This is a genomic window from Brevundimonas sp. AVps23W (genome assembly GCF_058681395.1).
In genome coordinates, this window is record NZ_CM178738.1 from 1329164 (window position 1) to 1353011 (window position 23848).

30 protein-coding genes and 1 other annotated feature (1 of these 31 only partly in view) are annotated in these 23848 nt (G+C 66.7%); of the genes, 12 read left to right on the plus strand and 18 right to left on the minus strand.

The window, feature by feature from the left end:
* Nucleotides 1–27 (plus strand) — a sequence feature (sul1 is cis-regulatory element that is thought to sense ions involved in sulfur or methionine metabolism; They are found in Alphaproteobacteria); it begins 35 nt to the left of the window's first position.
* Nucleotides 28–86: 59 nt separating this feature from the next.
* On the plus strand, nt 87–1568 hold the full coding sequence (locus ACW177_RS06505; RefSeq protein WP_492027790.1) for a SulP family inorganic anion transporter: 1482 nt from the start codon (nt 87–89) through the stop codon (nt 1566–1568).
* On the opposite strand, the gene ACW177_RS06510 is transcribed toward ACW177_RS06505, so the two are convergent.
* From ACW177_RS06510 to ACW177_RS06525, 4 genes are all read right to left on the minus strand, one after another.
* Nucleotides 1565–2992: an EAL domain-containing protein gene (locus tag ACW177_RS06510; protein ID WP_492027791.1), complete on the minus strand. Its 1428-nt coding sequence runs from the start codon at nt 2990–2992 to the stop codon at nt 1565–1567. The two genes, ACW177_RS06505 and ACW177_RS06510, sit on opposite strands and share 4 nt — an antisense overlap.
* 223 nt (nt 2993–3215) lie before the next feature.
* A complete protein-coding gene (locus tag ACW177_RS06515) occupies nt 3216–3653 on the minus strand; it encodes a flagellar basal-body protein FlbY (RefSeq protein WP_492027792.1) in 438 nt (145 codons plus the stop codon).
* Nucleotides 3650–3961 (minus strand): rod-binding protein, encoded by a 312-nt coding sequence (locus tag ACW177_RS06520; protein ID WP_492027793.1) that lies wholly within the window; start codon nt 3959–3961, stop codon nt 3650–3652. The genes ACW177_RS06515 and ACW177_RS06520 overlap by 4 nt, the downstream gene beginning before the upstream one ends.
* Nucleotides 3962–3963: 2 nt before the next feature.
* A complete protein-coding gene (locus ACW177_RS06525) occupies nt 3964–5079 on the minus strand; it encodes a flagellar basal body P-ring protein FlgI (RefSeq protein WP_492027794.1) in 1116 nt (371 codons plus the stop codon).
* Between the two features lie 183 nt (nt 5080–5262).
* Between ACW177_RS06525 and ACW177_RS06530 the strand changes: the two genes are divergently transcribed.
* Together ACW177_RS06530 and dksA are read left to right on the plus strand one after the other, a co-directional pair.
* The gene (locus ACW177_RS06530) at nt 5263–5688 is read left to right on the plus strand and encodes a flagellar assembly protein FliX (RefSeq protein ID WP_492027795.1); all 426 of its coding nucleotides are present in this window, start codon (nt 5263–5265) and stop codon (nt 5686–5688) included.
* A gap of 176 nt (nt 5689–5864) precedes the next feature.
* On the plus strand, nt 5865–6299 hold the full coding sequence (gene dksA / locus ACW177_RS06535; RefSeq protein WP_492027796.1) for an RNA polymerase-binding protein DksA: 435 nt from the start codon (nt 5865–5867) through the stop codon (nt 6297–6299).
* 15 nt (nt 6300–6314) lie between these two features.
* On the opposite strand, the gene ACW177_RS06540 is transcribed toward dksA, so the two are convergent.
* Nucleotides 6315–6707: a type II toxin-antitoxin system VapC family toxin gene (locus ACW177_RS06540; RefSeq protein WP_492027797.1), complete on the minus strand. Its 393-nt coding sequence runs from the start codon at nt 6705–6707 to the stop codon at nt 6315–6317.
* Nucleotides 6704–6967 carry a type II toxin-antitoxin system VapB family antitoxin gene (locus tag ACW177_RS06545; RefSeq protein WP_492027798.1) on the minus strand — a complete coding sequence of 88 codons (264 nt, stop codon included), beginning with the start codon at nt 6965–6967 and terminating at the stop codon, nt 6704–6706. The genes ACW177_RS06540 and ACW177_RS06545 overlap by 4 nt, the downstream gene beginning before the upstream one ends.
* 103 nt (nt 6968–7070) lie before the next feature.
* Between ACW177_RS06545 and gltX the strand changes: the two genes are divergently transcribed.
* Nucleotides 7071–8405, plus strand: a complete 1335-nt coding sequence (gene gltX / locus ACW177_RS06550) for a glutamate--tRNA ligase (protein ID WP_492027799.1) — start codon at nt 7071–7073, stop codon at nt 8403–8405.
* Between the two features lie 16 nt (nt 8406–8421).
* On the opposite strand, the gene ACW177_RS06555 is transcribed toward gltX, so the two are convergent.
* Nucleotides 8422–8715 (minus strand): DUF8200 family protein, encoded by a 294-nt coding sequence (locus ACW177_RS06555; protein ID WP_492027800.1) that lies wholly within the window; start codon nt 8713–8715, stop codon nt 8422–8424.
* Between the two features lie 105 nt (nt 8716–8820).
* Entirely contained in the window at nt 8821–9426 is a 606-nt protein-coding gene (locus tag ACW177_RS06560) for an LOG family protein (RefSeq protein ID WP_492027801.1), read from the minus strand.
* A 111-nt stretch (nt 9427–9537) separates the two neighbouring features.
* Between ACW177_RS06560 and ACW177_RS06565 the strand changes: the two genes are divergently transcribed.
* A complete protein-coding gene (locus tag ACW177_RS06565) occupies nt 9538–10284 on the plus strand; it encodes a hypothetical protein (protein WP_492027802.1) in 747 nt (248 codons plus the stop codon).
* A 107-nt stretch (nt 10285–10391) separates the two neighbouring features.
* On the opposite strand, the gene panC is transcribed toward ACW177_RS06565, so the two are convergent.
* A complete protein-coding gene (gene panC / locus ACW177_RS06570; protein WP_492027803.1) occupies nt 10392–11252 on the minus strand; it encodes a pantoate--beta-alanine ligase in 861 nt (286 codons plus the stop codon).
* 309 nt (nt 11253–11561) lie between these two features.
* On the opposite strand from panC, the gene ACW177_RS06575 reads away from it, so the two are divergent.
* From ACW177_RS06575 to ACW177_RS06585, 3 genes are all read left to right on the plus strand, one after another.
* On the plus strand, nt 11562–12029 hold the full coding sequence (locus ACW177_RS06575) for an SPOR domain-containing protein (RefSeq protein WP_492027804.1): 468 nt from the start codon (nt 11562–11564) through the stop codon (nt 12027–12029).
* 125 nt (nt 12030–12154) lie between these two features.
* On the plus strand, nt 12155–12991 hold the full coding sequence (locus ACW177_RS06580; protein WP_492027805.1) for a division plane positioning ATPase MipZ: 837 nt from the start codon (nt 12155–12157) through the stop codon (nt 12989–12991).
* 16 nt (nt 12992–13007) lie between these two features.
* The gene (locus ACW177_RS06585) at nt 13008–13427 is read left to right on the plus strand and encodes a J domain-containing protein (protein WP_492027806.1); all 420 of its coding nucleotides are present in this window, start codon (nt 13008–13010) and stop codon (nt 13425–13427) included.
* A 21-nt stretch (nt 13428–13448) separates the two neighbouring features.
* On the opposite strand, the gene ACW177_RS06590 is transcribed toward ACW177_RS06585, so the two are convergent.
* The 7 genes from ACW177_RS06590 to ACW177_RS06620 form a co-directional block, all read right to left on the minus strand.
* Nucleotides 13449–14807 (minus strand): ABC transporter permease, encoded by a 1359-nt coding sequence (locus ACW177_RS06590; protein WP_492027807.1) that lies wholly within the window; start codon nt 14805–14807, stop codon nt 13449–13451.
* Entirely contained in the window at nt 14804–15754 is a 951-nt protein-coding gene (locus ACW177_RS06595; RefSeq protein ID WP_492027808.1) for an ABC transporter ATP-binding protein, read from the minus strand. Before ACW177_RS06595 ends, ACW177_RS06590 begins: the two co-directional genes overlap by 4 nt.
* A 76-nt stretch (nt 15755–15830) precedes the next feature.
* Nucleotides 15831–17717, minus strand: coding sequence for a CocE/NonD family hydrolase (locus ACW177_RS06600; protein ID WP_492027809.1), 1887 nt, complete (start codon nt 17715–17717; stop codon nt 15831–15833).
* A gap of 67 nt (nt 17718–17784) precedes the next feature.
* Nucleotides 17785–18417 carry a M23 family metallopeptidase gene (locus tag ACW177_RS06605; RefSeq protein WP_492027810.1) on the minus strand — a complete coding sequence of 211 codons (633 nt, stop codon included), beginning with the start codon at nt 18415–18417 and terminating at the stop codon, nt 17785–17787.
* A gap of 162 nt (nt 18418–18579) precedes the next feature.
* Complete coding sequence (locus ACW177_RS06610; protein WP_492027811.1) at nt 18580–18804, minus strand: YdcH family protein; 225 nt, start codon at nt 18802–18804, stop codon at nt 18580–18582.
* Nucleotides 18805–18840: 36 nt separating this feature from the next.
* On the minus strand, nt 18841–19323 hold the full coding sequence (locus ACW177_RS06615; RefSeq protein ID WP_492027812.1) for a TIGR02444 family protein: 483 nt from the start codon (nt 19321–19323) through the stop codon (nt 18841–18843).
* Complete coding sequence (locus ACW177_RS06620) at nt 19320–19919, minus strand: UbiX family flavin prenyltransferase (RefSeq protein WP_492027813.1); 600 nt, start codon at nt 19917–19919, stop codon at nt 19320–19322. Before ACW177_RS06620 ends, ACW177_RS06615 begins: the two co-directional genes overlap by 4 nt.
* Before the next feature lie 116 nt (nt 19920–20035).
* Between ACW177_RS06620 and ACW177_RS06625 the strand changes: the two genes are divergently transcribed.
* Complete coding sequence (locus tag ACW177_RS06625) at nt 20036–20209, plus strand: YdcH family protein (RefSeq protein ID WP_492027814.1); 174 nt, start codon at nt 20036–20038, stop codon at nt 20207–20209.
* Nucleotides 20210–20470: 261 nt separating this feature from the next.
* Here ACW177_RS06625 and ACW177_RS06630 read toward each other — a convergent pair whose 3' ends face one another.
* Nucleotides 20471–21136, minus strand: coding sequence for a DUF1013 domain-containing protein (locus ACW177_RS06630; RefSeq protein WP_492027815.1), 666 nt, complete (start codon nt 21134–21136; stop codon nt 20471–20473).
* A gap of 220 nt (nt 21137–21356) precedes the next feature.
* Here ACW177_RS06630 and ACW177_RS06635 point away from each other — a divergent pair, with 220 nt between their 5' ends.
* Nucleotides 21357–21959, plus strand: coding sequence for a beta/gamma crystallin-related protein (locus ACW177_RS06635; protein WP_492027816.1), 603 nt, complete (start codon nt 21357–21359; stop codon nt 21957–21959).
* Here ACW177_RS06635 and ACW177_RS06640 read toward each other — a convergent pair.
* Complete coding sequence (locus ACW177_RS06640; RefSeq protein WP_492028095.1) at nt 21956–22927, minus strand: NAD(P)H-quinone oxidoreductase; 972 nt, start codon at nt 22925–22927, stop codon at nt 21956–21958. The genes ACW177_RS06635 and ACW177_RS06640 overlap by 4 nt on opposite strands.
* Nucleotides 22928–23018: 91 nt before the next feature.
* On the opposite strand from ACW177_RS06640, the gene ACW177_RS06645 reads away from it, so the two are divergent.
* Both ACW177_RS06645 and rcdA read left to right on the plus strand, forming a co-directional pair.
* Nucleotides 23019–23222 carry a DUF1192 domain-containing protein gene (locus tag ACW177_RS06645; RefSeq protein ID WP_492027817.1) on the plus strand — a complete coding sequence of 68 codons (204 nt, stop codon included), beginning with the start codon at nt 23019–23021 and terminating at the stop codon, nt 23220–23222.
* 93 nt (nt 23223–23315) lie between these two features.
* Nucleotides 23316–23846 carry a protease adaptor protein RcdA gene (gene rcdA / locus ACW177_RS06650; protein ID WP_492027818.1) on the plus strand — a complete coding sequence of 177 codons (531 nt, stop codon included), beginning with the start codon at nt 23316–23318 and terminating at the stop codon, nt 23844–23846.
* Nucleotides 23847–23848 lie beyond the last annotated feature (2 nt).

Below are 23848 nucleotides of genomic sequence, written 5' to 3' on the forward strand. Positions count from 1 at the left end.
TCCCGGCCGCCGATCCGCCGGGAAACCCGCCGCATACGACCCATGGCCGCGCGCCAGGTCGGCGGCAGACCCCAGATGAACCCCACATGTCCCTTATCGCCTCCGCGCGCCAGCAATGGCTCGCCAACCCTCGCCGCGACCTGCTGGCGGGGACCGTCGTCGCCCTGGCCCTGATCCCCGAGGCCATCGCCTTCTCCATCATCGCCGGCGTCGATCCGGCCGTTGGCCTCTACGCCAGCGTCGTCATCGCCGTGACCATCGCCTTCGTCGGCGGCCGTCCGGCCATGATCTCGGCCGCCACCGGGGCCATGGCCCTGCTGATGGTCGGTCTGGTCCGCGACCACGGGCTGGAATACCTGTTCGCCGCCTCGCTGCTGTGCGGGGTGTTCCAGATCATCATCGGCCTGCTGAAACTGGGCCGCTACATCAAGTTCGTCAGCCGCAGCGTGATGACCGGCTTCGTCAACTCCCTGGCGATCCTGATCTTCCTGGCCCAGATGCCCGAGCTGATCGGCGCCAACTGGCAGACCTTCGCTCTGGTCGGGGCGGCCCTGGTCGTCATCTACGGCTTCCCCCGCCTGACCAGGGCCGTGCCATCGCCCCTGGTCGCCATCATCCTGATCAGCGTCTTCGTCATGATGACCGGGCTGGACGTCCGCACCGTCGGCGACATGGGCCAGATGCCCACGACCTTGCCGGTCTTCCACCTGCCGGCCGTGCCCCTGACCTGGGAGACCCTGGCCATCATCGCCCCGATCTCGGCGACCCTGGCCTTTGTCGGCCTGCTGGAAAGCCTGCTGACCGCCAATCTGCTGGACGACATCACCGACACCCCGTCGGACAAGGACTGCGAGACGCGGGGCCAGGGCATCGCCAATATTCTGTCGCCCCTGTTCGGCGGCATGGCGGGCTGCGCCATGATCGGCCAGTCGATCATCAACGTCACCTCCGGCGCGCGAGGTCGGCTGTCGACCCTGTGGGCCGGCCTGTTCCTGTTGTTCCTGATCCTGGTGCTGCGCGACTGGGTCGCTCAGATCCCTGTGGCGGCCCTGGTCGCCGTCATGATCATGGTCTCCATCGGCACCTTCGACTGGAGCTCGGTGCTGAAGCTGCGCTCGACCCCGTTCCAGTCGTCGGTCGTCATGATCGCCACCACCGTTACGGTGGTCGCCACCCACGACCTGTCAAAGGGCGTGATCCTGGGCGTGCTGCTCTCGGCCGTCTTCTTCATGCGCAAGGTCGGCAAGACCATCGCCGTGACCGAGATCGAGACCCCGGAGGAGGGCGTGCTGCGCTATCGCGTCACCGGCCAGCTATTCTTCGCCTCGGCCGATCTGTTCGCCGCCAGCTTCGAACACCACGGCCATCCCAAGCGCGTCGAGATCGACATGACCGAGGCCCATCTATGGGATCTGACCGGCGTCGCCGCCGTAGACAAGGTCGTGTTCCGCTATCGCCGCCAGGGCGCGGATGTGGAGGTCATCGGCATGAACCAGGCCGCCAGAACCCTGGTTGATCGCGTCGGCCGCTTCGAAAAAGAGCATCTGCCCGCAGGCGTCGCCCACTAGCCCCAGGCTTCAACGGCGCCGCGACGGCGGACCGGGGCCGCGCTGGCCAGTTGCGTGCGCGGCTCCGCCTCTGCGCGCCCGAACAGCCAACCCTGGCCGTATTCCACGCCCAGAGCCTTCAGTTCGGTGACCACCTCTTCGGTCTCGATCATCTCGGCGATGGTCTCGAGCTTCAGCGACCGGCTCATCTCGACGATGTTGCGCACCATGTTGCGCACCACCTCGTCGCTCTCGATATCCCGGATCAGGGCGCCGTCGATCTTGACGGCGTCCACCGCCAGCTTGCGGAGGTAGTCGTAGGAGGCGGCGCCCGAGCCGAAGTCGTCGATACAGATCTTGATCCCGGCTTCGCGCAGGCCCGCCAGGCGTCGGTTGGCGGCCCCGATGTCCGCCAGGGCGGAGGTTTCGGTGATCTCGACGATCAGCCGCTTGCGGTCGGCAGGCGATCCGGCGGTCATCTGTAGCAGTTGTTCGACATAGGTGTCGTCGCTCAGCGAGGCGCCAGACACATTGATCGCCATCTTCAGCAGCCCGGCGCCCGGCGCCCGCATCCGCTTCAGCACCTTTTCCGCCACGGCCAGATCGAAGGATTCGATCATGTCCAGTTCCTCGGCCATTCGAATGGCGTTGGCGGGACCCGCGCCGGCGTTGAAACGCGACAAGGCCTCGAAATGATGCACCGCGCGCGACGTCAGTTGCACTATCGGCTGATAGTGGACCTGGAACTCGCGCGACTTCACGACGGCGCGGAAGGCCTCCGCATCGCGGAAGGTCCGCTTCAACGCGTCGGAGAAGGCGATCTGAGGGGCGGCGAGGCCGTCGTCCTTCAGGCAGGCTTCGATCGCGTATCGCATGGCGCGCAGCACGCACAGAGAGTCGCCGCTTTCCGGGATGTTGGAGGCGAACGATTGGGCTTCCAGATCCACCCCTTCTGCGCGGCCGGCCTCGACCACCTCTGCGGCCAGGTCTCGGGTGTCGCCGGGAGAGCGGAACAAGGCGTAACGCTCGGGCGTGATTTGAGCGGCAGACGAACCTTGAGCGGCTGCGGATTGAAGCGTCGCCTCGATACGGCGCTGCACCTTTTCGGCGACTTCTCCCGCCAAATCCTCAAGCCCGCGGATGTCGAGAAAGGCCAGCGACAAGCCTGGCGTGTTGCCGACGACACGAGCCGCGTCGGCCATGAAGGCTTCGGCGTCGATCAGCGGCGGCGTCTCAAGTGAGGCGACCGCTATGGCGGGCCCCTCATAGGCTATGGAGCACGAAATAGCCGGCGCCAGCTGCGGCAGGATGAAGGCCCGCAGAGAGGCGCGTCGCACACGATCCGGACCCGCCTGAACCAGGATCTGCGCGGCGGGGCTGCGCGCGCCAGGTTTCGTCTGCAACAGAACCTTGAGCGCGGCCTGACCTTCGTGAAGGAAGCTCACGAGCGGCTCGCCCGTCCAAAGCGCCCCCACGTCCGAACCGGGCAGGGGCCCCGCGCCAAGCGCGAAAGCAACGCGGCCTTCGGCGTCGATTTCCACCAAGGCATCAGAAGATGCGAAGGCCAGACCGAGAAGGCGAGTTGTCATTGACATGCACCAATGATGCACGTCGGCGCTTAAAAAATCGGCAACGTCGAGGCGATTGCAGGACCGACGTTATTTGCCTTCAAGCCTTGCGGTTGAAGGCGACCGCGCGTCCGTCGCCGATGGCGGCGCGACCGTTTGCGGCATAGGCCGAGGCGGGGGTGCGGGCGGCGGCGACCTCATGGGCAATGGCGCGCACCAGGCCTTCGGAGATCCTGCGGGCCGCCTCGACAGCGCTCGCGTGACGTGCCAGGACGGCTTCGAAGGCGCGCGTCGCCTCGACGAGGGCCTTTCGTTCCGAGGCGACGGCCCCGGCCAGAAGGGCGGGGTTGGCCTTCACGTGGCCCGAGTCGCGACGATAGAGGTTGGCCATCTCTTGGGTTTCAGCCAGGCTGGCGGAGACATCCTGAGGGCGGCCGCTCTGGAAGGCGCGGGTTTCCGTCGCAAGCCGATCCGTCAGCCGTCGAGTGAGTTCAAGAAGTTGACGAACGCGAGCGGTGGCGATGTCAGCGTCGCTCATTGGACCCTCTCCTGCATCTTCAGCATTTCGTTCATTACGGATCCCGCCAAGCCAATCCCCCCGGCGGACACGGTCTTCTCGGCCATCGCGTCCAGAAGGAAGCTGCGCCACGTGGCCTCGGCCTGACCGCCGCCGAAGAGGCCGTCAGTGGAAATGCCCTCGAACATCGGCTTCAGCATCTGCGACAGGAAAGAGGCTTCGAAGGCTTCGGCGGTTTTCTTGATCTTGTCCTTGGACGCGCCGGCCGTGGTGGAGGCCAAGCCCTGGACGGGGCGGAGCAGGTCGGTAGAGACGGCGAGGTCGGTCATGCTCACATCACCTCGATGTCGGCTTGCAGGGCGCCGGATGCCTTGATCGCCTGCAGGATGCTGATCATGTCGCGCGGGCTGACGCCCAGGGCGTTCAGACCGTTGACGAGGGTGGACAGGCTGGTGCCGCCGCCGACGAGCCGCATCTGGGTTCCCAGGTCTTCTTCCACGCTGACCTGAGTGCTGGGGACGACGGCTGTCTGCCCCTGGCTGAACGGAGCGGGCTGGCTGACGAACGGCTGTTCATCGACCGATATCGTCAGGTTCCCCTGGGCGATGGCGACGCGCGAGATGCGGACCGCGTCGCCCATGACGATGACGCCATTGACCTCGTCGATGATGACCTTGGCCGGAGAATCGACGGTCACGGGCAGGTTTTCGACGCGGCTGATAAAGCCCGCCATGCCCATCTGACCCGGTGCGCGCAGGGCCACTACCGTCCCGTTTTCCGCCAGCGCAGAACCTGGATAGGCGGCGTTGACGGCCGCAGCCACCCGCTGGGCTGTGGTGAAGTCGGGGTTGCGCAGGTTCAGGCGCACCTCGTTCATATTGGCTAACTCAAAGCCGGTCTCGCGTTCGACGGAGGCGCCCGAGGCGATACGGCCAGCGGTCGGCACGCCGCGCGTCACGGACGAGCCCGAGCCGCCGGAGGCCGATACGGAGCCGGTCTGAACCGAGCCCTGCGCCACCGCATAGACCTGACCGTCCGCGCCCTGCAGACTGGTCACCACCAGCGATCCGCCCAGCAGGCTCTTGGCGTCGCACATCGAAGAGACATTGACGTCGATGCGCGAGCCGGGCGTGGCGAAGGCCGGCAGTTCGGCCGAGACCATGACCGCGGCCATGTTCTTGGTGTTGGCGTTGGCGCCGCGGATGTTGACGCCCAGACGCTCGGTCATGCCTTCCAGAGACTGGCGGGTGAAGGGGCAGTTGCGCAGACTGTCGCCGGTGCCGTTCAGGCCCATGACCATGCCGTAGCCGACCAGTTGGTTGCCGCGCACGCCTTCGACGGCGGCGATGTCCTTGATGCGCGACTGGGCCGCAGCCGGCGACGCCACGGCGCCGAGAGCGGCGACGGCGGCGAGCGGGGCGACTAGGCGGGCAAGCAGATTCTGCATCGGTCGGACGTCCTTACGGCGTTTCATTCGATGCGTTGCGAGGATCGTGCCATAGTGGAAGTGACTGAAATTATTATGTTCTACCGCTTTCAAGCGCGGTGTTTTCGGCAGTTTTTGCCGGGCCGTTAACCAAACGGTCATTCCGTTCGCCAAGGATGTCATTATGAGCCGGAGCATGCGCCGATGAAGGTCACAGGGACGACGGGCCCCAGCGCCCCAGCAGGCGGCAAGGCCGCACGTTCCGCGTCCGGTTTTTCGCTGGGCCAGCCCTCGGCGACCTCTGGGGCGGCGGCACCTGCGGCCAGCGCCGCAGCCTCGACTGTCGCCGACGTCTCCGCCCTGATGGCGCTACAGGGGGTCGAAGGCCCGCTCGAGAAACGACGCCGCGCGGTTAAGCGTGGCGCAGGCTTGCTGGATCGCCTCGACGAGATGAAGATGGCCTTGCTGTCTGGTGAGGCGGACGAGGCGACTCTGGATCAACTCGCTCGCACGTTGCGCGAGGAGCGGCCGGATGATGGAGACGCCCAACTGAACGCCTTGCTGGACCAGATTGACCTGCGGGCTTCTGTCGAACTGGCCAAGGCGGAGCTTCGCCGAGGCCAAGGTTAAGCTTAAAAGCTCGGGCTTTTCAAAATTTACCGCGAAAACCGCGCGCGAAATGTCACGACGGACACATCCGTCGCTTAATCGTGATCACGGAATCGCGAACGCCGTTGCCGGGGCTCTCCGGTCTGACTATACGGCCCTTACGCCACAGGGGGGCGTGCTTAGAGAGCGTGAGTGCGATGAACGCTTTGGCGTCCGTTGTGTCCGACGAAACCGGTCTTTATCGGCCGTCCGACAATGAGCCGTTCATGAACGAACGGCAGCTTGCCTATTTCAAGAAGAAGCTGCTGGACTGGAAGGATGATATCCTTCGGGAATCCAAGGGCACGGTGGTCAATCTGAAAGCCGAGACCGAGAATCACCCCGATCTGGTTGATCGGGCGTCTTCGGAATCGGATCGCGCGCTGGAGTTGCGCACCCGGGATCGTCAGCGCAAGCTGATCTCCAAGATCGACGACGCACTGCGCCGGATCGAGGACGGGTCGTACGGCTATTGCGAAGACACCGGCGAACCCATCAGTCTGGGGCGTCTCGAGGCCCGTCCGACGGCGACGCTGTCGGTCGAAGCCCAGGAACGCCACGAACGCAGAGAACGCGTCCACCGCGACGACTGAGGGGCGGAGCAGGTCTCAGACGGGCAGGGCTGTTACGATGTCCGTTCGGCTGAAACCCTCGCCCTTGTAGAGCAGGGGCAGGTTCCGCTCCTTGGCTAAGGCATAGGCGAAACAATCGCCTAGGTTTAGCTTTGCCGGAGTCCGCTTTCCGAAGTTTGCCTCAGCTTCGACTGCAATCCGGGCTGTCTCACCGCCTGCGGTCGCGACCTGTATGCGGAGTGCGTCCATAAGCGCAAGCAGGCTCTGCTGGCCATCGGGGCCCAGAACGCGGCGCGCAGCGACGGTCGTCTCCCAGAACCCCAGCGGCGACAACAATGACGGCGTTTCCACCAGCAAAGTCAGAAAAGTCTCCGCTTCCGGCTCTCCAGCCAGGATAGCGACCAACGCCGACGCATCGACGACGATCATTTCGGAAGGCCGTCCTCGTCATAAAAATCATCATCCGTTGGCCATGTCGCCAGGCGCGGCAGGGTGCTGACGTGCGCCAAGATGGCCTCGGCCGCAGTTCGACGACGCGTCGTGTCGTCGGAAGCTCGCGCCTCGTCCGCCGCGATGCGCTCGGCCAGCATGGTCTCCACCAACTCGGTGATCGACTTGCCCTCGCTTCTGGCGCGTTGGCGCAGTCGTTCGGCGACTTCGGGCTTTCGGATTTGCACGGGCGCGTTCATGACGACGTCAGTTCTATCATGACGGCAGCCTCAATCCAATCCGCGCCTTGACTTCGGCGGGTTGCGGCGCGACCTAGCCGCCTCGCTTTCAAGGTCGTCTCCCATGTCCGTCAAGGTCCGTTTCGCCCCGTCTCCCACGGGTAAGCTGCACGTCGGCAATGTCCGCACCGCCCTGGTGAACTGGCTGTTCGCGAAAGGGCAGGGCGGGTCGTTCGTGCTGCGGATCGACGACACCGATCTGGCGCGCTCCACGCCTGAGTTCGAACAGGGGATCGAGGACGATCTGACCTGGCTGGGGATGCCGTGGGATGAACGCTACAACCAGTCCAAGCGGTTCGACCGCTATGAAGAGGCTGCCGCCAAGCTGAAGGCGTCGGGCCGGCTTTATCCCGCCTATGAGACCGCCGACGAGCTGGACCGCCGTCGCAAGGTGCAGCTGTCGCGCGGCCTGCCGCCGATCTACGACCGAGCCGCTCTGGAACTGACCGAAGACCAGAAGGCCGCCTACGAGGCTGAGGGCCGCCGTCCCCATTGGCGGTTCAAGCTGGAAGGCAAGCGCGTCGCCTGGGAAGACTTGGCGCGCGGCCATGCCGAGGTCGACACCGCCTCCATGTCGGACCCGGTTCTGATCCGCGAGGACGGCCTGTTCCTCTACACCCTGCCGTCGGTCGTCGACGACATCGACATGGCCATCACCCACATCATCCGGGGCGAGGATCACGTCACCAACACCGGCGCGCAGATCGAGATCTTCGAGGCGCTGGGCGCCACGGTTCCCGGCTTCGCCCACATGCCGCTGCTGGTCGGCGCCGATGGCGCGGCCCTGTCCAAGCGCCTGGGCTCGCTGTCGATCAGCGACATGCGCGACCAGGGCTATGAGCCGATCGCCATCACCAGCCACCTGGGCCGGATCGGCACCTCGGATCCGCTGGAAGTCGGGGAGTCGGTCCAGGCTCTGGGCGCCAGCTTCGCCTTCACCAAGATGGGCCGTTCGCCGGCGCGCTATGACACGGCGGACCTGGACCGGCTGAACGCCCAGGCGTTGCACGTCATGGACTATGCGACGGCCCAGCCGCGCCTACAGGCGCTGGACGCCGACCTGGGCGAGGTCTTCTGGTCGGTCGTGCGGGGCAACCTGAACAAGTTCGCCGATGTGGTTGAAATGGCGAAGGTCGTGCGCGGCCCGATCCAGCCGGTGATCGAGGACGCAGCCTTCATCGACGCCGCCGCCGCCCTGCTGCCTGAAGTGATCGACGAGACCGCCTGGTCCGCCTGGACCAACGCCGTCAAGACCGAGACCGGCGCCAAGGGCAAGGCCTTGTTTATGCCGCTGCGTCTGGCGCTGACGGGACAGGCGCATGGGCCGGACATGGCGGCCATGGCGCCGCTGATCGGTCGTGAAACCATCCAGCAGCGGCTGAAAGGGGAGGCGGCCTAAGCCGCCTCTCACCAAATCAACCGTTGCAGACGGCCAGTTCTTCGGCGCTGAGTTCAGCACCCTTGTAGGAGAAGGCCGTCACGCGGCCGAACTTCTGCACCACACGGCGGCAGGCGCGCGTCGCCGGCTGTTCCGTTCCACCGGCGGCGGTGCAGGTCGCGCCTTCGCACGACCAGCGGGCGCCGTCGATGATGGTGGCGCGCGCGGGCGCGGTGGCCGCGTCGACCAGGGTCATGCGGGTGGCGGCGGGGGCTTCGGCCATCGCGGGGGCGGCGGCGAACAGGGCTGCGGCTACTAACAGGACGCGCATAATAGATCTCCGGATTGAAGAACGGCGTCGTGCCGTCGCGGCCAATGTCAGTTTTCGATAAAAACTGTCAACCCGGTCGCGCAAATATTTATGATCGACGATAACCTATCGACGATCATATTTCCTGTCGGTTGCGCCGTCATTGGGCTGAATCTGGATCATGGCCTCCTCGACCGAATCGGCGACGGTCCAGGCGTCCAGGAAGTCGGCGGGGGTCATGCCCTCCGCCACACTGTGGCGCATCAGGGCGAAGAAGCCGTCCCAGAAGCCGTTCAGATTAAGGAAGACGACGGGCTTCTGATGCAGGTCCAGCCGTTTCCACGACAGCAGTTCGACGACCTCCTCCAGGGTGCCGATGCCGCCGGGCGCAACGACGAAGGCGTCGGACTGATCGTACATCAGCTGTTTGCGCTCGTGCATCGAGGTCACGACGACGGTTTCGACCTCGTCGAACAGGCGTTCGCGGCTGCGCAGGAAGGCGGGCATGATGCCGACCACGCGGCCGCCGGCTTCGTGCGCGCCCCGCGCCGAGGCGCCCATCAGTCCCACGCCGCCGCCGCCATAGACCAGGCGCCACCCCGCCTCGGCCGTCGCCTTGCCAAAGGCGCGAGCGGCCTCGGTATAGGCAGGATCGGCGCGGTCGGACGAGCCGCAGAACAGGCAGACGGACGGGCCGTCGAAAGGAAGGAACGAAACGGGGGGCAGGGACATGGAGCCTCGGACTGAACGAATGCGCGGTCGGCCCATGGCCAAACCGGCGGCGGCCGGGGTAACAGATTCCCGAGCCGCTTGGCCGTCAGCCATATATCGTCGAGGCGCAGGATGAAACGCCGGATAACAACCACGGTCGTCTTGGCCATCGCCCTGCTCGCGGCGGCGTCCGGCTGCTCCAAGCAGGGTGAAGGCGCAACGAAAGCCGTGGACCAGTCGACGGCGTCCGTCTGGGTTCAACCACCCCACGTCGAGACGGCGATGCGCGACGGGGCAAGCGTCGTCGTGCGCGGGCGAGCGGGGCCCGACGCCAGGGTCGTCCTGCGTGGGGCGGACGGGGCCGCCGTGGCCGTCGCCGCCGATTCGGCGGGGCGCTTCGAACTGCGTGTTCCGGCGGGGACGGGCGACATCCGGCTGACGCCCGAAGTTCAGGTGGGAGAGGACGCTGCCGCCTCCCCGGAAACGCTTGTGCTTATTGGAGGCGGGGCGGGCCCGCTGCTGCTGGTGGCGTCGGGTGAACCGACGCGGCGTCTGGACGGCCGGGGCGTTCTGGACGCCGTCGATTCGGACGGGGCGGCCGTCATTCTGTCGGGTCGAACTGCCGGTGGTCCGCCGAATGTGGTGATCGACGGTGTTCGCGCGGTTGTCATCCAGGGGGCTGCCGGCGCGTGGCGGGCCAATGCGCCGGGCGGCGGCGACGCGGCCGTCATCGAAGTGGACGGCGTTCGGTTCGCCTTTCCCGGATTCGGGTCGCAGTCGGACTTTACGCCGGTCCGCGCCGGCGACGGCTGGCGGCTGACCTGGCCGACCGGGACGAGCGGGCGTCAGACGGCCTGGCTGCCAGATCGGCGTTCGTAATACATTGTTAATCGAGGCGCCTAATGAAGGGTCTGTCCCTTTTTGGGACGCACCAACACCGAACCTATTCAAACCCGGCGCTTGCGTCGGGTCTTTTTTTGCGCGGTTCAGACGGCCCTGTTGTCGATCAGCCGGGTCTTGCCCAGCCACGCCGCCACCAGCACCCGCGCAGGCCCCTCCACAACCCCGTTGCGGAAGGGCGACAGATCTTCGGCGTGGCGGACCACCACATAGTCGATCCGTTCGAACCCGGCCTTCAGGATGGCGGAATAGGCGTCCCGTTCGACGCCGGGCAGGGGACGGCCAGCGGCGGCGGCGGCGGCGGCCTCGGCCAGAATCTGGTTCAGGCGGCGCGCGACGCCCAACTCGGCCTCGGACAGATAGTCATTTCGGGAAGACAGGGCGAGACCCGTTTCGTCCCGTTCGGTCGGCGCCGCGATGATCTCGACCGGCAGGTCCAGGTCGCGGACGAAACGCCGAATGACCATCAGTTGCTGGTAATCCTTCTCGCCGAACACGGCGAGGTCCGGCTGAACCTGATTGAACAGCTTGGTCACGACCAGGGCGACCCCGCCGAACATCTGAGGTCGGAAATCGCCCTCTAGTCCCAGTGCGGGCCCGGTCATGGCGATGCTGGTGGCGAAGCCTTCGGGATACATGTCCTCCGGCGTCGGGGCGAACATCAGATGGCAGCCGGCGCCGGACAGCAGTCGCGCGTCCTCCTCCTGACGGCGAGGATAGCGGCCCAGATCCTCGTGGGGGGCGAACTGGGTCGGATTGACGAAGTTGGAGGCCACCACGCGGTCCGCCCGGCGGCCGGCCTCGCGCACCAGGGTCAGATGGCCTTCGTGAAGGGCGCCCATGGTCGGAACCATGCCGACGGTCAGACCTTGTCTCTTCCAGTCACGCACGACGGTGCGCAGGTCCGCCACGGTATGGACAACGGGGAGGGACGCGGGCTCTGTCATGGTGAAGCGGTTAACCCTTCGGCTTAAGCGTGTTGATGCACCAGAACTCAAACCCTGGCGGCTAGGGTCGTGCTTATGACGCCAGGCCTAGCGACCCGTCCAGTTCTGATCACGCTCGCCTTGACCCTCACAGGCTGTGGGGCGGTCGAGGGCGAACGTCATAGTTTCCGCGCTATGGCCGAGCATGTCGCGGCGATCCACATTCCTCTCGATCCTAAGGATCTTGGGGCCGGGCGTTCCGCACCCCGTCCGACGGCTGAGGAACAGGGGCTGCGACCCGTCAAATTCTCGCCTGTCCACGTGGCGGTCATGACGCCGCACGAAATGTGGGATGCGCGAGAAGCCTTGAGCAGCGGGGTCGCCCTGGTTTCGGCGGATGCTGACGGCGACGGCCTTCGCGACGCCGTGGTGCGGATGGCCAGGCCGGCGGTTGCGCCTGCTGCACAGGCTGCTGCGCCTGTTGTCACGCGGGCGGTGGTCGAACAGGCCTCGGTCGAAGTCCCGAAACTCAGGCCGGCTGTGGTTCGGTCGGAGCCGCACCCTGCTGGACGAATGATCCAGCTGGGCGCCTTCTCCAGCCCTGCCGGCGCCCAGGCGGCCTGGGCACGGTTGAAGGCCCGTGCGGATCTGTCCAACCTGTCGCCGGTGTTCGAACGGGTCGAGATCGACGGCCGCAGCTTGACCCGCCTGAAGGTCGGCCCGATTCCGACCGAGGCTGCTTCGGCCCTTTGCGCCGCCGCCCAGGTGGCCGACCCATGGTGCCGCCGCGCCGGCTGATCCGGGCCGCAGTCCACAATTATGCATTAAGGTTCCGTTGACCTTTGGGGCGGGCAGGCCGACTCTGCCTCGTCCAAAGGCCGCGCCGTTTTGAGTCGCGTCGGTCGCCAAAGAGGGTTTCCTCCATGACGCAGCCTCACGTGATCGTCCTCGGCAACGAGAAGGGCGGGGCGGGCAAGTCCACCCTGGCCATTCATATCGTCACGGGCCTGCTGCATGCGGGCCGCACGGTGGCGATCATCGACCTGGATCTGCGGCAAAGGTCGATGCAACGCTTCTTCACCAATCGTCTGGCGTGGCTGGCGGCGAACAATCAGGTGCTGCCCCAGCCCTTCATGCCCGACATGGGCGACGGCAAGGCCCTGGCCAAGGGAGGAACCGAGGCGCAGATCGCCGCTTTCGAGCGGGCCTTCGATGAAGCTGTAGCGGCGGGCGTTGACGCCATCCTGATCGATACGCCCGGCGGGGACACGGCCGTGTCCAACGCCGCTCACGCGCGGGCCGACCAGATCGTCACGCCGATGAACGACAGTTTCGTCGATTTCGACCTGCTGGGCGAGGTGGACCCGGTGACGCTGGATCTGCTGAAGCCGTCAATCTATTCCGAAAGCGTCTGGGAGGCGCGCAAGGTCCGGGCGATCAGCCAGGGCCGCAACGCCACCATCGACTGGCTGGTGGTGACCAACCGCCTGGCCGTCGCCGAGGCGCGCAACCGCAAACGCCTGGAAGAGCGGATGAACAAGCTGGCCAAACGGGTCGGTTTCCGCGTCGGCCCCGGCCTGCGCGACCGGGTCATCTATCGCGAGCTGTTCCCGTTCGGCCTGACGGTGGCGGATCTGTCCAACGACATTCGTCCGGTGGCGGTGTCCCTGGCCCACGTCGCGGCGCGCCAGGAGATGCGCAATCTGATGAAGGCCATGGGGCTGGAGCAGGTTCTGGCTCCGCTGGACGTGGCCGCCTGAAAGGCGAACTGACCGCATGAGCCTGATCTGGCTGGCCCTGGCGGCGATCGCCGTCTGGGCCCTGGTGCGGCTGGGCCGTCAGACGGAGCGGCGAGGCCGGGCCCACTGGCGCGTCACCGCGACCCTTCTGGGATCGGTGCTGCTCGCCGGGGGCGCCCTTGCGGCCTTCAGGGGCGCCTGGCTGTGGGCCGCAGTCCTCGCGGCGGCGGGCCTCTATCTGGCCTGGTCGTCACGCATACGGACGCAAATTCGATCCGAGCCGATCAGCGAGGCCGACGCCCGCGCCGTCCTCGGCGTCGGCCGCAATGCGACCGAGGCCGAGATCCGCGCTGCCTGGAAAAAGGCCATGGGTCGCGCCCATCCCGATCAAGGCGGCACGGAAGGCCTGGCGACCCGCGTCAACGCGGCGCGCGACCGGTTGCTGAAGAAGCCCTGACCGAACCGGCGCCGCGCGCCTTCAGCGCCCGGTTATGGCCCGCCCGAAACTCTTCCAACTCAGCTTCACGTCCGACAGGGCGCCGGCGCGGAAGGCCCGCCCGGCGATCCAGACCATGAAGCCGGCGGTGGCGAACATGCCGACCAGGGTCAGGACGATCTCGATCAGCGGTGGATCGCTGGGCGCGCGAGCGCTCATCAGGAAGGGCGTGAAGAAGGGGATCCACGACAGAACCTTGACCACCGGCGCATCGGGGCTGGTCAGGGCCATCTGCATGACGATGATCGGCACGACCAGAACCATCATGATCGGTCCCATCAAGGTCTGGGCGTCGCGTGGCGTCTCGCAGAAGGCGCCGATGGCGGCGAACAGCACGGCGTACATCAGATAGCCGCCGACCATATAGGCGATGAAATAGAAGATCAGGCCGTCGTGCATCAGCACCTCGCCCACGGTCGCCGCCGTCTCGGGCGAGGCGGAGATCAGGCCGAATGTCCCGATCCCGCCCCAGACCGCCAGCACGGTAAGGGTCAGCATCGCCACCCCCAGCACCTTGCCGGTCAGGATTTCCGTCGCCGAGGCCGAGGACAGCAACACCTCCAGGATCTTGTTCGACTTCTCCTCCATCACGCTGTTCAGCAGGATGGAGGCCCCGGTGATGACCAGAGACCACAGCAGGAAGCCGGTGGCCAAGCCGATGTAGGTCGGGATGCGGTCGCGCATGGAGACTTCGCCGCCGCTCGCGGCGTTGGGCGAGAAGGCCTTCACCTCGGGTTTGAAGGCCTCGATCTCCTCGACCAGAGCCGGGGCGACGCCTACGGCGGTCAGGGCCTGGTCGCGATAGCCCGTTCTCAAGGCGTCGCGGACGAAGCCCTCCACGTCGTTGTCCGTGGCTCGTGCGGTCCAGACCTGGGCCTGGGGCTTGCCGTCGATCCGGTTCAGGAAGACCACGGCGTCCAGACGCCGCTCCTTCGGCGCACGCTTGTCCAACACTTCGCGCAGCGCGGCTTCCCGGGCTGCGCCGGCCGGCGCAGCGGCGATCACGGGCGGCGCTTCAACCAACCGCATCTTGGGCCCGGCGATCGAGGCGGCGGCTCGGCCGACTGCGGCCTGACCCTTCTGGGCGGCTTCCTCGACCCGTTCGGCCATCCGATCCTTCTCGTCCTGAAGCGCGGCGCGCACCTCGGCTGCCAGGCCGGCGGCCTGAGGCCCTTCTTCGATCACAGCCACGGCCTTGATCGGCTCCGACGACTGGATCAGCAGCGGAATGCCGCCGCCGAGAACGGCGAACAGCGGGAAGGCCAGCAGCGACAGCCAGAAGCCCACGGTCTTGGCATAGGCGACAAATTCGCGCCGGGCGATCAGCAGGGTGCGTTTCATTGGCTCGCCTCCGAAGGGGTGACCGCTTGATCGGGATTGTCCCCAGTCAGGCCGATGAAGGCGTCGTGCAGCGTCGGCTCCTTCAGGGCGAAGCCGCGCACGTCCAGCCCGTTCAGGAAGGCCGCCTTCAGCGTCTCCTGACCGCCTGCGCCGGCCGCCAGGGCGATCTTCAGCCGCCGCACCCCGTCCGTGTCGGACAGGGTCTCGACCCCCGCCACGCCGGGCAGGGCCGCCGCCGCCTCGGGGCTTATGGCGCCGTTCAAATCCAGGAAGCGCGGCGAGGTGGCCTTGGCCTCGTCCACCGAGCCCTCGAAGGCCTTCTTGCCCCGCGCCAGCAGCACGACCTTGTCGCACAGCCGCTCGGCGTGTTGCATCACATGGGTCGAGAACAGGACCGTGGCCCCGTCCGCCGCCAGCCCCCGGATCATCTCTTCCAGCCCCTGCTGGTTCATCGGGTCCAGACCCGAGAAGGGCTCGTCCAGGATCACGAACTCGGGCTTGTGGACCACGGCGGCGATCAGCTGGACCTTCTGGGCCATCCCCTTGGACAGCTCCTTCATCTTTTTCTTCTGCGCCGCGCCCAGGCCCTGCTGCTCCAGCAGCAGTTTCGCGCGCTTCTTGCCCTCGTGCGTCGGCACGCCCTTCAGGGCGCCGAAGAAGGCGATGGCCTCGACCGGGGTCATCTTCTTGTAGAGGCCGCGCTCCTCGGGCAGGAAGCCGATCCGGTCGCGCACTGATCGACCATTGGGCGCGCCGAGAATATCGATCCGCCCCGCCGTCGCTTCTTGCAGCCCCAGGATCATCCGCAGAGTCGAGGTCTTGCCCGCCCCGTTCGGGCCCAGAAAGCCGCAGATCGACCCCTTGGGCACCTGGAAGCTCAGATCGCGCACGGCGTCGAACCCGCCGTACCGCTTGCTTACGCCCTCAAGCGTCAACGCAGCCGTCATCTCGTCTCCCCCTATAGTTGCGGCCAGCCTAGCAAGGCGGAAGCGGTTCAGGCCAGCCGCTTCCGCCTCGTCGCCCCTATTTCAGGACGGGCAGGTCGATATAGGAGGCGTCCTCGCCCGCGTGGTGGATGGCGTTATCGGCGATCACGCCCTGGGTTTCCGTCTCGTTGGGGCCGCCCGTGTTCAGGTTGCGCACGAACTTCGGGAAGTTGGAGCTGGTCACTTCCACACGGATCCGGTGGCCGGGCTGGAAGGTGTTGCTGACCGTCATCGGCGTGGGCTGCACCGTCGCCACCTGGCCGGGGACCAGGGGCGTCGGCCGCGCATAGCCGTCGCGGTAGCGCGCCCGCATGATGGTGTCGCCCAGGATATAGGCTGTCCCGTCCGGCGCCACATCCACCAGCTTGACGGCGAAGTCCGTGTCCTGCGCCGACGACGATACCTTCAGCACCGCGTCGATGAAGCCCGTCACCTGCATCGGCGCCGTCAGCGGCTCGGACGTATAGACCAGCACGTCGTTGCGCGCCTCGATAGGCCGCTGATCGAAGGCGCCGGCCGTCACCAGCCCGCCGTTGCAGCAGTCGCCGCCGCCGATGGTCTGGACCGGGTTCATCGGATCATAGCGATAGCGATCCGCCGCCTCTCCGGTCGGCGGCGCCTCCAGGCTGAGGCGGCCGTCGCCGTTCAGACTGTTGGCCTCGCCGCCCGAGCGCAGATACATCCGCACCGTCTCGACACCCTGCGGCGGCCACTGGGCGGCGGTGCGCCACTTGTTTTCGCCCATGTTGAAATACTGGACGTGCGGGGTGGCGGCGGGGAAGGCGCGGGCCTCGCCCTTCAGCCACCGGTCGAACCAGGCGGCGACCAGGGCGTCGCTGTCGAAGCTGGCGTCGCCCAGGTCCCGGTCGCCGGAGCGGAAGTTCTGCCCCAGCCCGCCGAAGGCGCAGTGGTTGTTCGGTCCCACGACGACATACTGGTTCTCGGCCGCCTCGCGATCCTGGGTGGTCGAGCGGGCGTGGTTGAACAGCTCCATGTTCGGGCCGATGGAGACGTCATACCAGCTGTTGAACCACAGCGACGGCACGCCCCAGCCCATGTCGTCGTGATACAGGCCCCCCTCGCGCCAGGCGGGATCATCCGGCGTGCGCGCGATCAGTTCCTCGAAGGTGGCCGGCGGCTCGCCCAGATCCTTCAGCAACTCGTTGACCGGCAGGTGCCGGATCTGGCTGGGCCAGTTCACGTCCGGCTTCTTGGCGTCCAGGTCGTTGTAGCGCACCAGCCGGGCGCGGGTTTCCTGATCGACGTCGCCGGGGATCTGGGCCCGCTGCGGATTGTCGACGCCATACAGCCAGATGAAGAACAGGTTGCGGGGCACGCCCCCGGTGTACCAGTTGCCCTGTTCCTGGAACCGGCCGACCTTGCCGATGCCGGCGCCGGACGCCTGGGGCACCATGGCGGCGTGGGCCGGGTGGTTCTGGGCGGCCAGGGCCAGCTGCCACTCGGCCGAGGAGGAACAGCCTAGGGTGCCGACCTTGCCGTTCGACCAGGGCTGGGCCGCGATCCAGGTCAGGGCGTCATAGCCGTCGGTCTGGGGATAGCCCAGGATCTCGTACTCGCCCTGCGAAAAGTAGCGGCCCCGTTCGTTCTGCATCACCAGGGCATAACCCCGGCTGACCCAGGTCAGGGCGCTGCGCGTCGAGCGGGCGTTGTACGCCAGTTCGTTATAGGGGGTTTTGATGAAGACGGTGGGCAGGGGGCCCTTGGCGCCCTTGGGGCGGTACACATTGGTCGCCAGACCTACCCCGTCGCGCATCGGGACCATCACCGCCATCTCGACATCGGCGATGCGGGACAGTTCGGACTGGGCCGCCGCGTCGCTGTAGCGGTTGTAGTTCTGGGCCGAGGCGGCCATGGGCGCAGCTGCGAGCACCCCCGCGACGACGGCGGCGACAAATCTGTTCATGCTTGGATCCCTCCTGAAGACGGAAGGTTAGGCCGACCCCGGCCCCGGTCGCAACACGCGTTCGGCTTCAGCTCGCCGTTTTGACCGCGACGGCGAAATGCCGACCCAGCACCTTGGTCGGATTGACCTGTCCGTCACCCCGGCGAACCTCGAAATGCAGGTGCGGGCCGGTGGAATAGCCGGTGGAGCCGACCAGGCCGATCCGCTGTCCGTAGGCGACCGCGTCGCCGCTGGCGACGTCGATCCGGCTCAGGTGGCCATAGACGGTGCTCAGGCCGTTGGGGTGGCGGACCTCGATGAAGTTGCCGTATCCGCCGGCGTCATAGCCGGTGCGCGCCACCCGGCCTTCCGCAGCGGTGAAGACGGACGTGCCCTTGGGCGCGGCGATATCGACGCCCTTGTGCGCCCGGGCCCGGGCCTCGATCGCCAGCTTGCGCAGACCGAAGGGGGAGTTGATCGCATAGCCGCGCACCGGCGCCGAGAATTCGATCTGGCGCATCACCGGACCGGCGGCCTCGACCTCGGCCTTGACCGGCGGGGCGACTGGGGCGGTCGAAGACGCCGGCGGCGTCTCGCGGGTCACGGCGGGAGCGGCGGCGGCGGCCAGCAGGGCGACTGCGGCGAAGGCCGCGGTCTGGCCGGACTGGATCAGAAGGGTCTTGCAACGCGCCAGGGGCGCATCGGTCAGCAGGCGTCGCATGGGGCGGCGTCTCCAGCGTATTCACGCTCTGGAATGGCGGGAAGCGGCGACCGAAGGCCTGCCCGGCGTCCCATGGGAGGCGAGCTTATGCCGAAAGCCTGGGGCGGGTTTGGGGCGGTTATCCGGCGACCGATGGTCGCATTTGACCGCCGGCGAACCGCGTCAGGCGATGATGTCCGGCAGGATCTGGTCTTCGATCTTCACGATCTCGTCCTTGATCGCCAGCTTCTTGCGCTTCAATCGGGCGATCATCAGCTGATCGGGAATGGCGGCTTCGGACAGGGCCTCGATGGAGGCCGAGAGGTCGGTGTGCTCTAGGCGCAGCAGCTTGAGCCGAGCCTGAAGGATCGCCTCTTCCTTGCTGATTTCCGGTGCGTCGTCATTCATGGTTCGGTCCCCGGCGCGCTTATAAACACCTGCGCCTCAGGCCGGAAGGGCGTCGGCGAGACGGATCAAGGCCGGACGCGGCGTCACCTGGGCCCAGACCCGCGCCGTGGCGACCAGGGCCTCTATGGCAGGGCGCGGCGTACCGGCTTTTTGCGGCGCGGCGTCGGCCGAAACCAGACCTTCCAGCGCCTCCAGCAGGTGACGCTCCGCCTCCAGTTCCAACGCCTTCACACGGTTCCGCACCGCCTCGCGCGGGCCATCGTCGATATCGGGGATCGGGGCCTTCAGGGTGCGACGGACGGCACGCAGCGGAGCCACCACCACACTGTCCCAGGCGCGGGCGGTATCGCACGCGGCCTCTATGGTTTCCGCATCCGGTTTCAGGCCGACGGCGGCGGTCCAGGCGGCCCACAGCAGCAGCGGCACGTTCTGCTCGTGGTTGTCTTGCAGGGCGATACAGGCGTCGCCGACGCCGGGCGCGCCATAGGCCGCGACCGCCCAATCCCACAGCCGGGTCATTTCAGACCCTCCCACCGTCGCACGGCGCTCCAGTCCAGACCGAACAGATCCAGGGTCCGGCCGACCGACTGGTCCACCATCTCCATGATCGATCCCGGTCGGGCGTAGAAGGCGGGCAGGGGCGGGGCGATGGTCGCCCCCATTTCGGCCAACGCCGTCATCGTCCGCAGGTGCCCCAGATGGAAGGGCGTCTCGCGCACCATCAGCACCAGGGGGCGACGTTCCTTCAGCGTCACGTCGGCGGCGCGGGTCAGCAGGGACGAGGTCATGCCGGTGGCGATCTCGCTCATCGTCTTCACGGAGCAGGGGGCCACGATCATGCCCAAGGTCTTGAACGAGCCCGAGGCGATGGTGGCGCCGATGTCGGCCAGCTTGTGAACCACCGACGCCTTGGCGGTCAGGTCGGCGGGCGACAGATCGGTCTCCTGCGACAATGTGAGCAGGGCTGCCTTGGTTACGACCAGATGGCTCTCGACCCCCAGATCGTTCAGCGCGTCCAGCACGCGCAAGCCATAGATTGCTCCGGAAGCCCCTGAAATTCCGACGACCATTCGATAGGGAAGCTTGCGTATGGCTCCGTTCACATCATCGACCATTTTTGGGGTCAGCCTCCGTCGGGTTCGGCTAGGCGGGCCGTCACCGGAATGTGATTCCACAGCCCGCCAAACCGGGCGCTCACTCTACTGGTCCCTAACCTAAGGAGGCGCAAGCCATGACCATCGAGGCTCGTATTCGCGAACTGGGTAATCGTCATCGCACCCTGGATCAGACGATCCAGCGAGAACTCACCCATCCGTCCGTGGACACGTTGCAGGTCAGGGAGCTGAAGCAGAAGAAGCTTCGGCTGAAAGAGGAAATCACCAGTCTGGAGGCGCGGGCTCACTAAGGGCGCACGACCTCCCGAAACGACGACGGCCCCGGAGATCGCTCTCCGGGGCCGTTTTTGTCCTGTCTCTTCCCCGTCGCGTAGCGATGGGGAGGTGGCGCGGCGCGGCTTCGCGTCGTGAAGGAGGGGTTCTTCACCGCATCGCAGGCGCCTGTGGGACTTCAAAGAGCCCCTCCACCGCACAGCCTGTGCTCGGGCTCGCCTTTGGCGAGACCCGGGGGCGGTCCTCCTCCCCGCAGGGCGGGGAGGAGACGTCTATTCTCAGTCCTTCGTCCCGAACACCGACTCCGCCGTGGGCTCGGCGCCGGGGCGCTGGCGGGCTTCCGGCACGAACTCGGGTTCGGCCTCGACCTCCTCGACGGGCTGCAGGGTGCCGCCGCCCTTCTTCAGGTCGTCCTTGGTCTTCTTGTCGGCGGCCTTCTTGACGATTTCGTCAAGCACCAGCTGACCGACCAGGCCCAGGGTCACCGGATCGACCGGCTTGATGTTGGCGCTGTTCCAGTGGGTGCGGTTGCGCACGCTCTCGATGGTGGACTTGGTGGTGCCCAGCAGTTTGGCGATCTGGGCGTCGGTCACTTCGGGGTGGTTGCGCACGAACCAGGCGATGGCGTCCGGACGGTCCTGGCGACGCGAGACCGGGGTGTATTTGGGCGCAGGCTTGGCCGACTTCAGCAGTTCGGCGTGACGGCTGACGATGGCCTTCAGGCGATAGTTCTCGTCGGCCTGCGCCTTGTCCAGCTCTTCGCGGGTCAGCTGACCGCCGGTGACGGGATCGACGCCGCGGATGTCGCGGGCCACGTCGCCGTCGGCGATGCCGCGCACTTCAAGCGGATGAAGACCGCAGAAATCGGCGATCTGCTCAAAGCTGAGGGAGGTGTTGTCGACCAGCCAGACCGCAGTGGCCTTCGGCATCAGAATGTCGCTCATGGGGCGTTCGTCCCGGAATGGTGGGGCCGCCGAATAGGGGTTCGGCTGGCGTTGGATACGACGGCGCCCGGCCTTTCGACCGGGCGCGTATGGTTTCGATATAGGCCTATTCGCCCGAAAAGAAAACGCTGTCGAACATTCACGTACAGCCAAGGTTCATGTGCGGGCTGCAATCTTCACGCTAGTAAAGGCAGTCGCCTTTGGGAGAGGAAAAAATACCATGTCCATTCTGCTTGGGGCCGCCATGGCCGCAGCCTTGGCTTCGGGGCAGGACGCAACCGCCCAGCGCGTCGCCCCGCGCGGCAGCTACACCCGGTCCTGCACCGAGGCCTATACGAACCGGGGCCGCCTCTACGCCGACTGCCGTGACATGCGCGGCCAGATTCGCGGCACTTCGATCGAGCTGGCGCGCTGCGGCAATGAGGAGATCAACAACGACAACGGCCTGCTGGTGTGCGGCCGATTCCGTGGCGACTACGAAGACAGCCAACCGGGACGTCCCGGAAACGGCAACGGCCCCGGCAACGGCGGTGGTTGGGACAACGGCGGCGGCTGGGGGCGGTCCTCGATCATCGTCTACGAGGACTCCAACTATCGCGGCGCCTCGCGTGAGTTCACCAGCGAGGACCGAAATCTGGGCAACACCCCCTTCAACGACCGGATCAGCTCAATCCGCGTGCGCGGCCGCTGGGAGGTCTGCACCGACGCCCAGTTCGGTGGTCGCTGCCGCATCATCGACGGCGACGCCCGCAACCTGAACAGCATGGGCTTCAACGACAATATCTCGTCGCTGCGGCCGGTGCGGGGCGGGGGGCGTTACTAGGCCGTCAGCACGAACTTGCCGACGTGGTCGCCCGCCTCCAGCGCGCGATGGGCGTCGGCGGCGTGTTCCAGCGGGAAGGTCGCCTGCACGGGCGGCCTGACCGCGCCTGACGCGACCCAGGGCCAGACCGTCGCCTCCAAGGCGGCGGTCAGTCGGGCCTTCTCGTCCGCCGAGCGGCTGCGAAGCGTCGAGCCGGTCAGCACCAACCGCTTCAGCATGATCCGCATCAGGTCGACTTCGACCTTCGATCCCGACAGCGAGGCGATGACCACCCACCGCCCGCCGGGGTTCAACGCCTTCAGGTTCAGCTCGGCGTAGTCGCGCCCCACCATGTCCAGCAGCACGTCGGCCCCGCCCGCCTCGGCGATGGCGGCGGCCAGGTCGTCGGTCTTGGCGTCCAGGCTGATATCGGCCCCCAAAGCCTTGGCCGCTGCGGCCTTCTCAGGCCCGCGCGAGGTGGCGATCACCTTGGCGCCCGCGGCCTTGGCCATCTGGATCGCCGTCACCCCGATCCCGCTGGTCGCCCCATGGATCAGCAGCGTCTGATCGGCCTTCAGCCCGCCCGCCTCGAACACATTGGCGAAGACGGTGAAGACCGTCTCGGGCAGGACCGCCGCCTGGGCATAGTCCAGACCGTCCGGGATCGGCAGCACATGCCGGGCGTCCACCACCACCCGCTCCGCATAGCCGCCCCCGCCCAGCAGGGCGCAGACCCGGTCGCCGACAGCCCAGCGCGTCACGCCTTCGCCCACCGTCTCGACCTCGCCGGCGACCTCCAGCCCCAGGATGTCCGAAGCGCCGGGGGGAGGGGGATATCCGCCGTTTCGCTGCAACAGGTCGGGTCGGTTGATTCCCGCCGCGTGAACCCGAATCGTCACCTGGCCGGCGCCGGCCACGGGGTCGGGCCGTTCCGCGATCCGCAGCGCCTCGGCCGGTCCTGAACCGCCCTCGATCTCGATGACCCGCATGTCGCCTCCGCTTGCAATCGTCCGTGTCCGGGCGTTCAGATAGGCGTCCCGGCCGCGCGCGGCCATGACCTGACGCAGAAAGGCGATGACGATGTTCGAGGATCTCGAGCCCCGCCCCCGGCGCGGAGACGCCCTGACCGCCCTCGGACGCGAGGATCTGGACGCCTATTCCATCGAGGATCTGCAAGAACGGATCCAGGCCCTGGACGACGAAATCCGCCGCGCCCGCGCCGCTATCGAGGCCAAGACGGCCAAGAAAAGCGCAGCCGACGCCCTGTTCAACTTCCGCTCCTGAATCGCCCCCGCGACAAATCCATGGCATGACGGTTGCAGTCGGCACGACAAAGGCCGCGTCTTGGCCCAAAGTCGTAACGAGCGTCCAATTCCCATGATGATGTCCACCATGACCCTGAGCGACAACCAGAGCACGGGCTCCACGGCAGACCGCAGCCGCGTCGTTCGGGACTTTTCCCGCTCGGAGCTGTTCGACCGCACCTTCCGCGAAGGCATGGAACTGGTCGAGGAAACGGCCGCCTATCTGGACGGCGAAGGCCGCCGCGATTCCAAGATGCTGTCGCGCGGCGCCGCCCTGGCCTATGCGGCCGAGAGCATGAAGCTGACCACGCGCCTGATGCAGATCGCGTCCTGGCTGCTGGTCCAGCGGGCGGTGCGCGAAGACGACATGACGCCGGAAGCCGCCTGCGAGCCGCGCTATCGCCTCAACGACCGCAAGATCGAGAGCGAACCCAGCCACGCCGAACTGCCCATCGCCCTGGTCGAATATCTGGTCCGGTCCGAGAAACTGTTCGACCGCACCCTGTACCTGGACCGCCGCATGTACCTGGACGCCCAGGAGGAGCAGCCGCAGAACCCGGTGCTCAGCCAGCACGGCCTGCTGGAAGCCGCCTTCAAGCTCTGAAG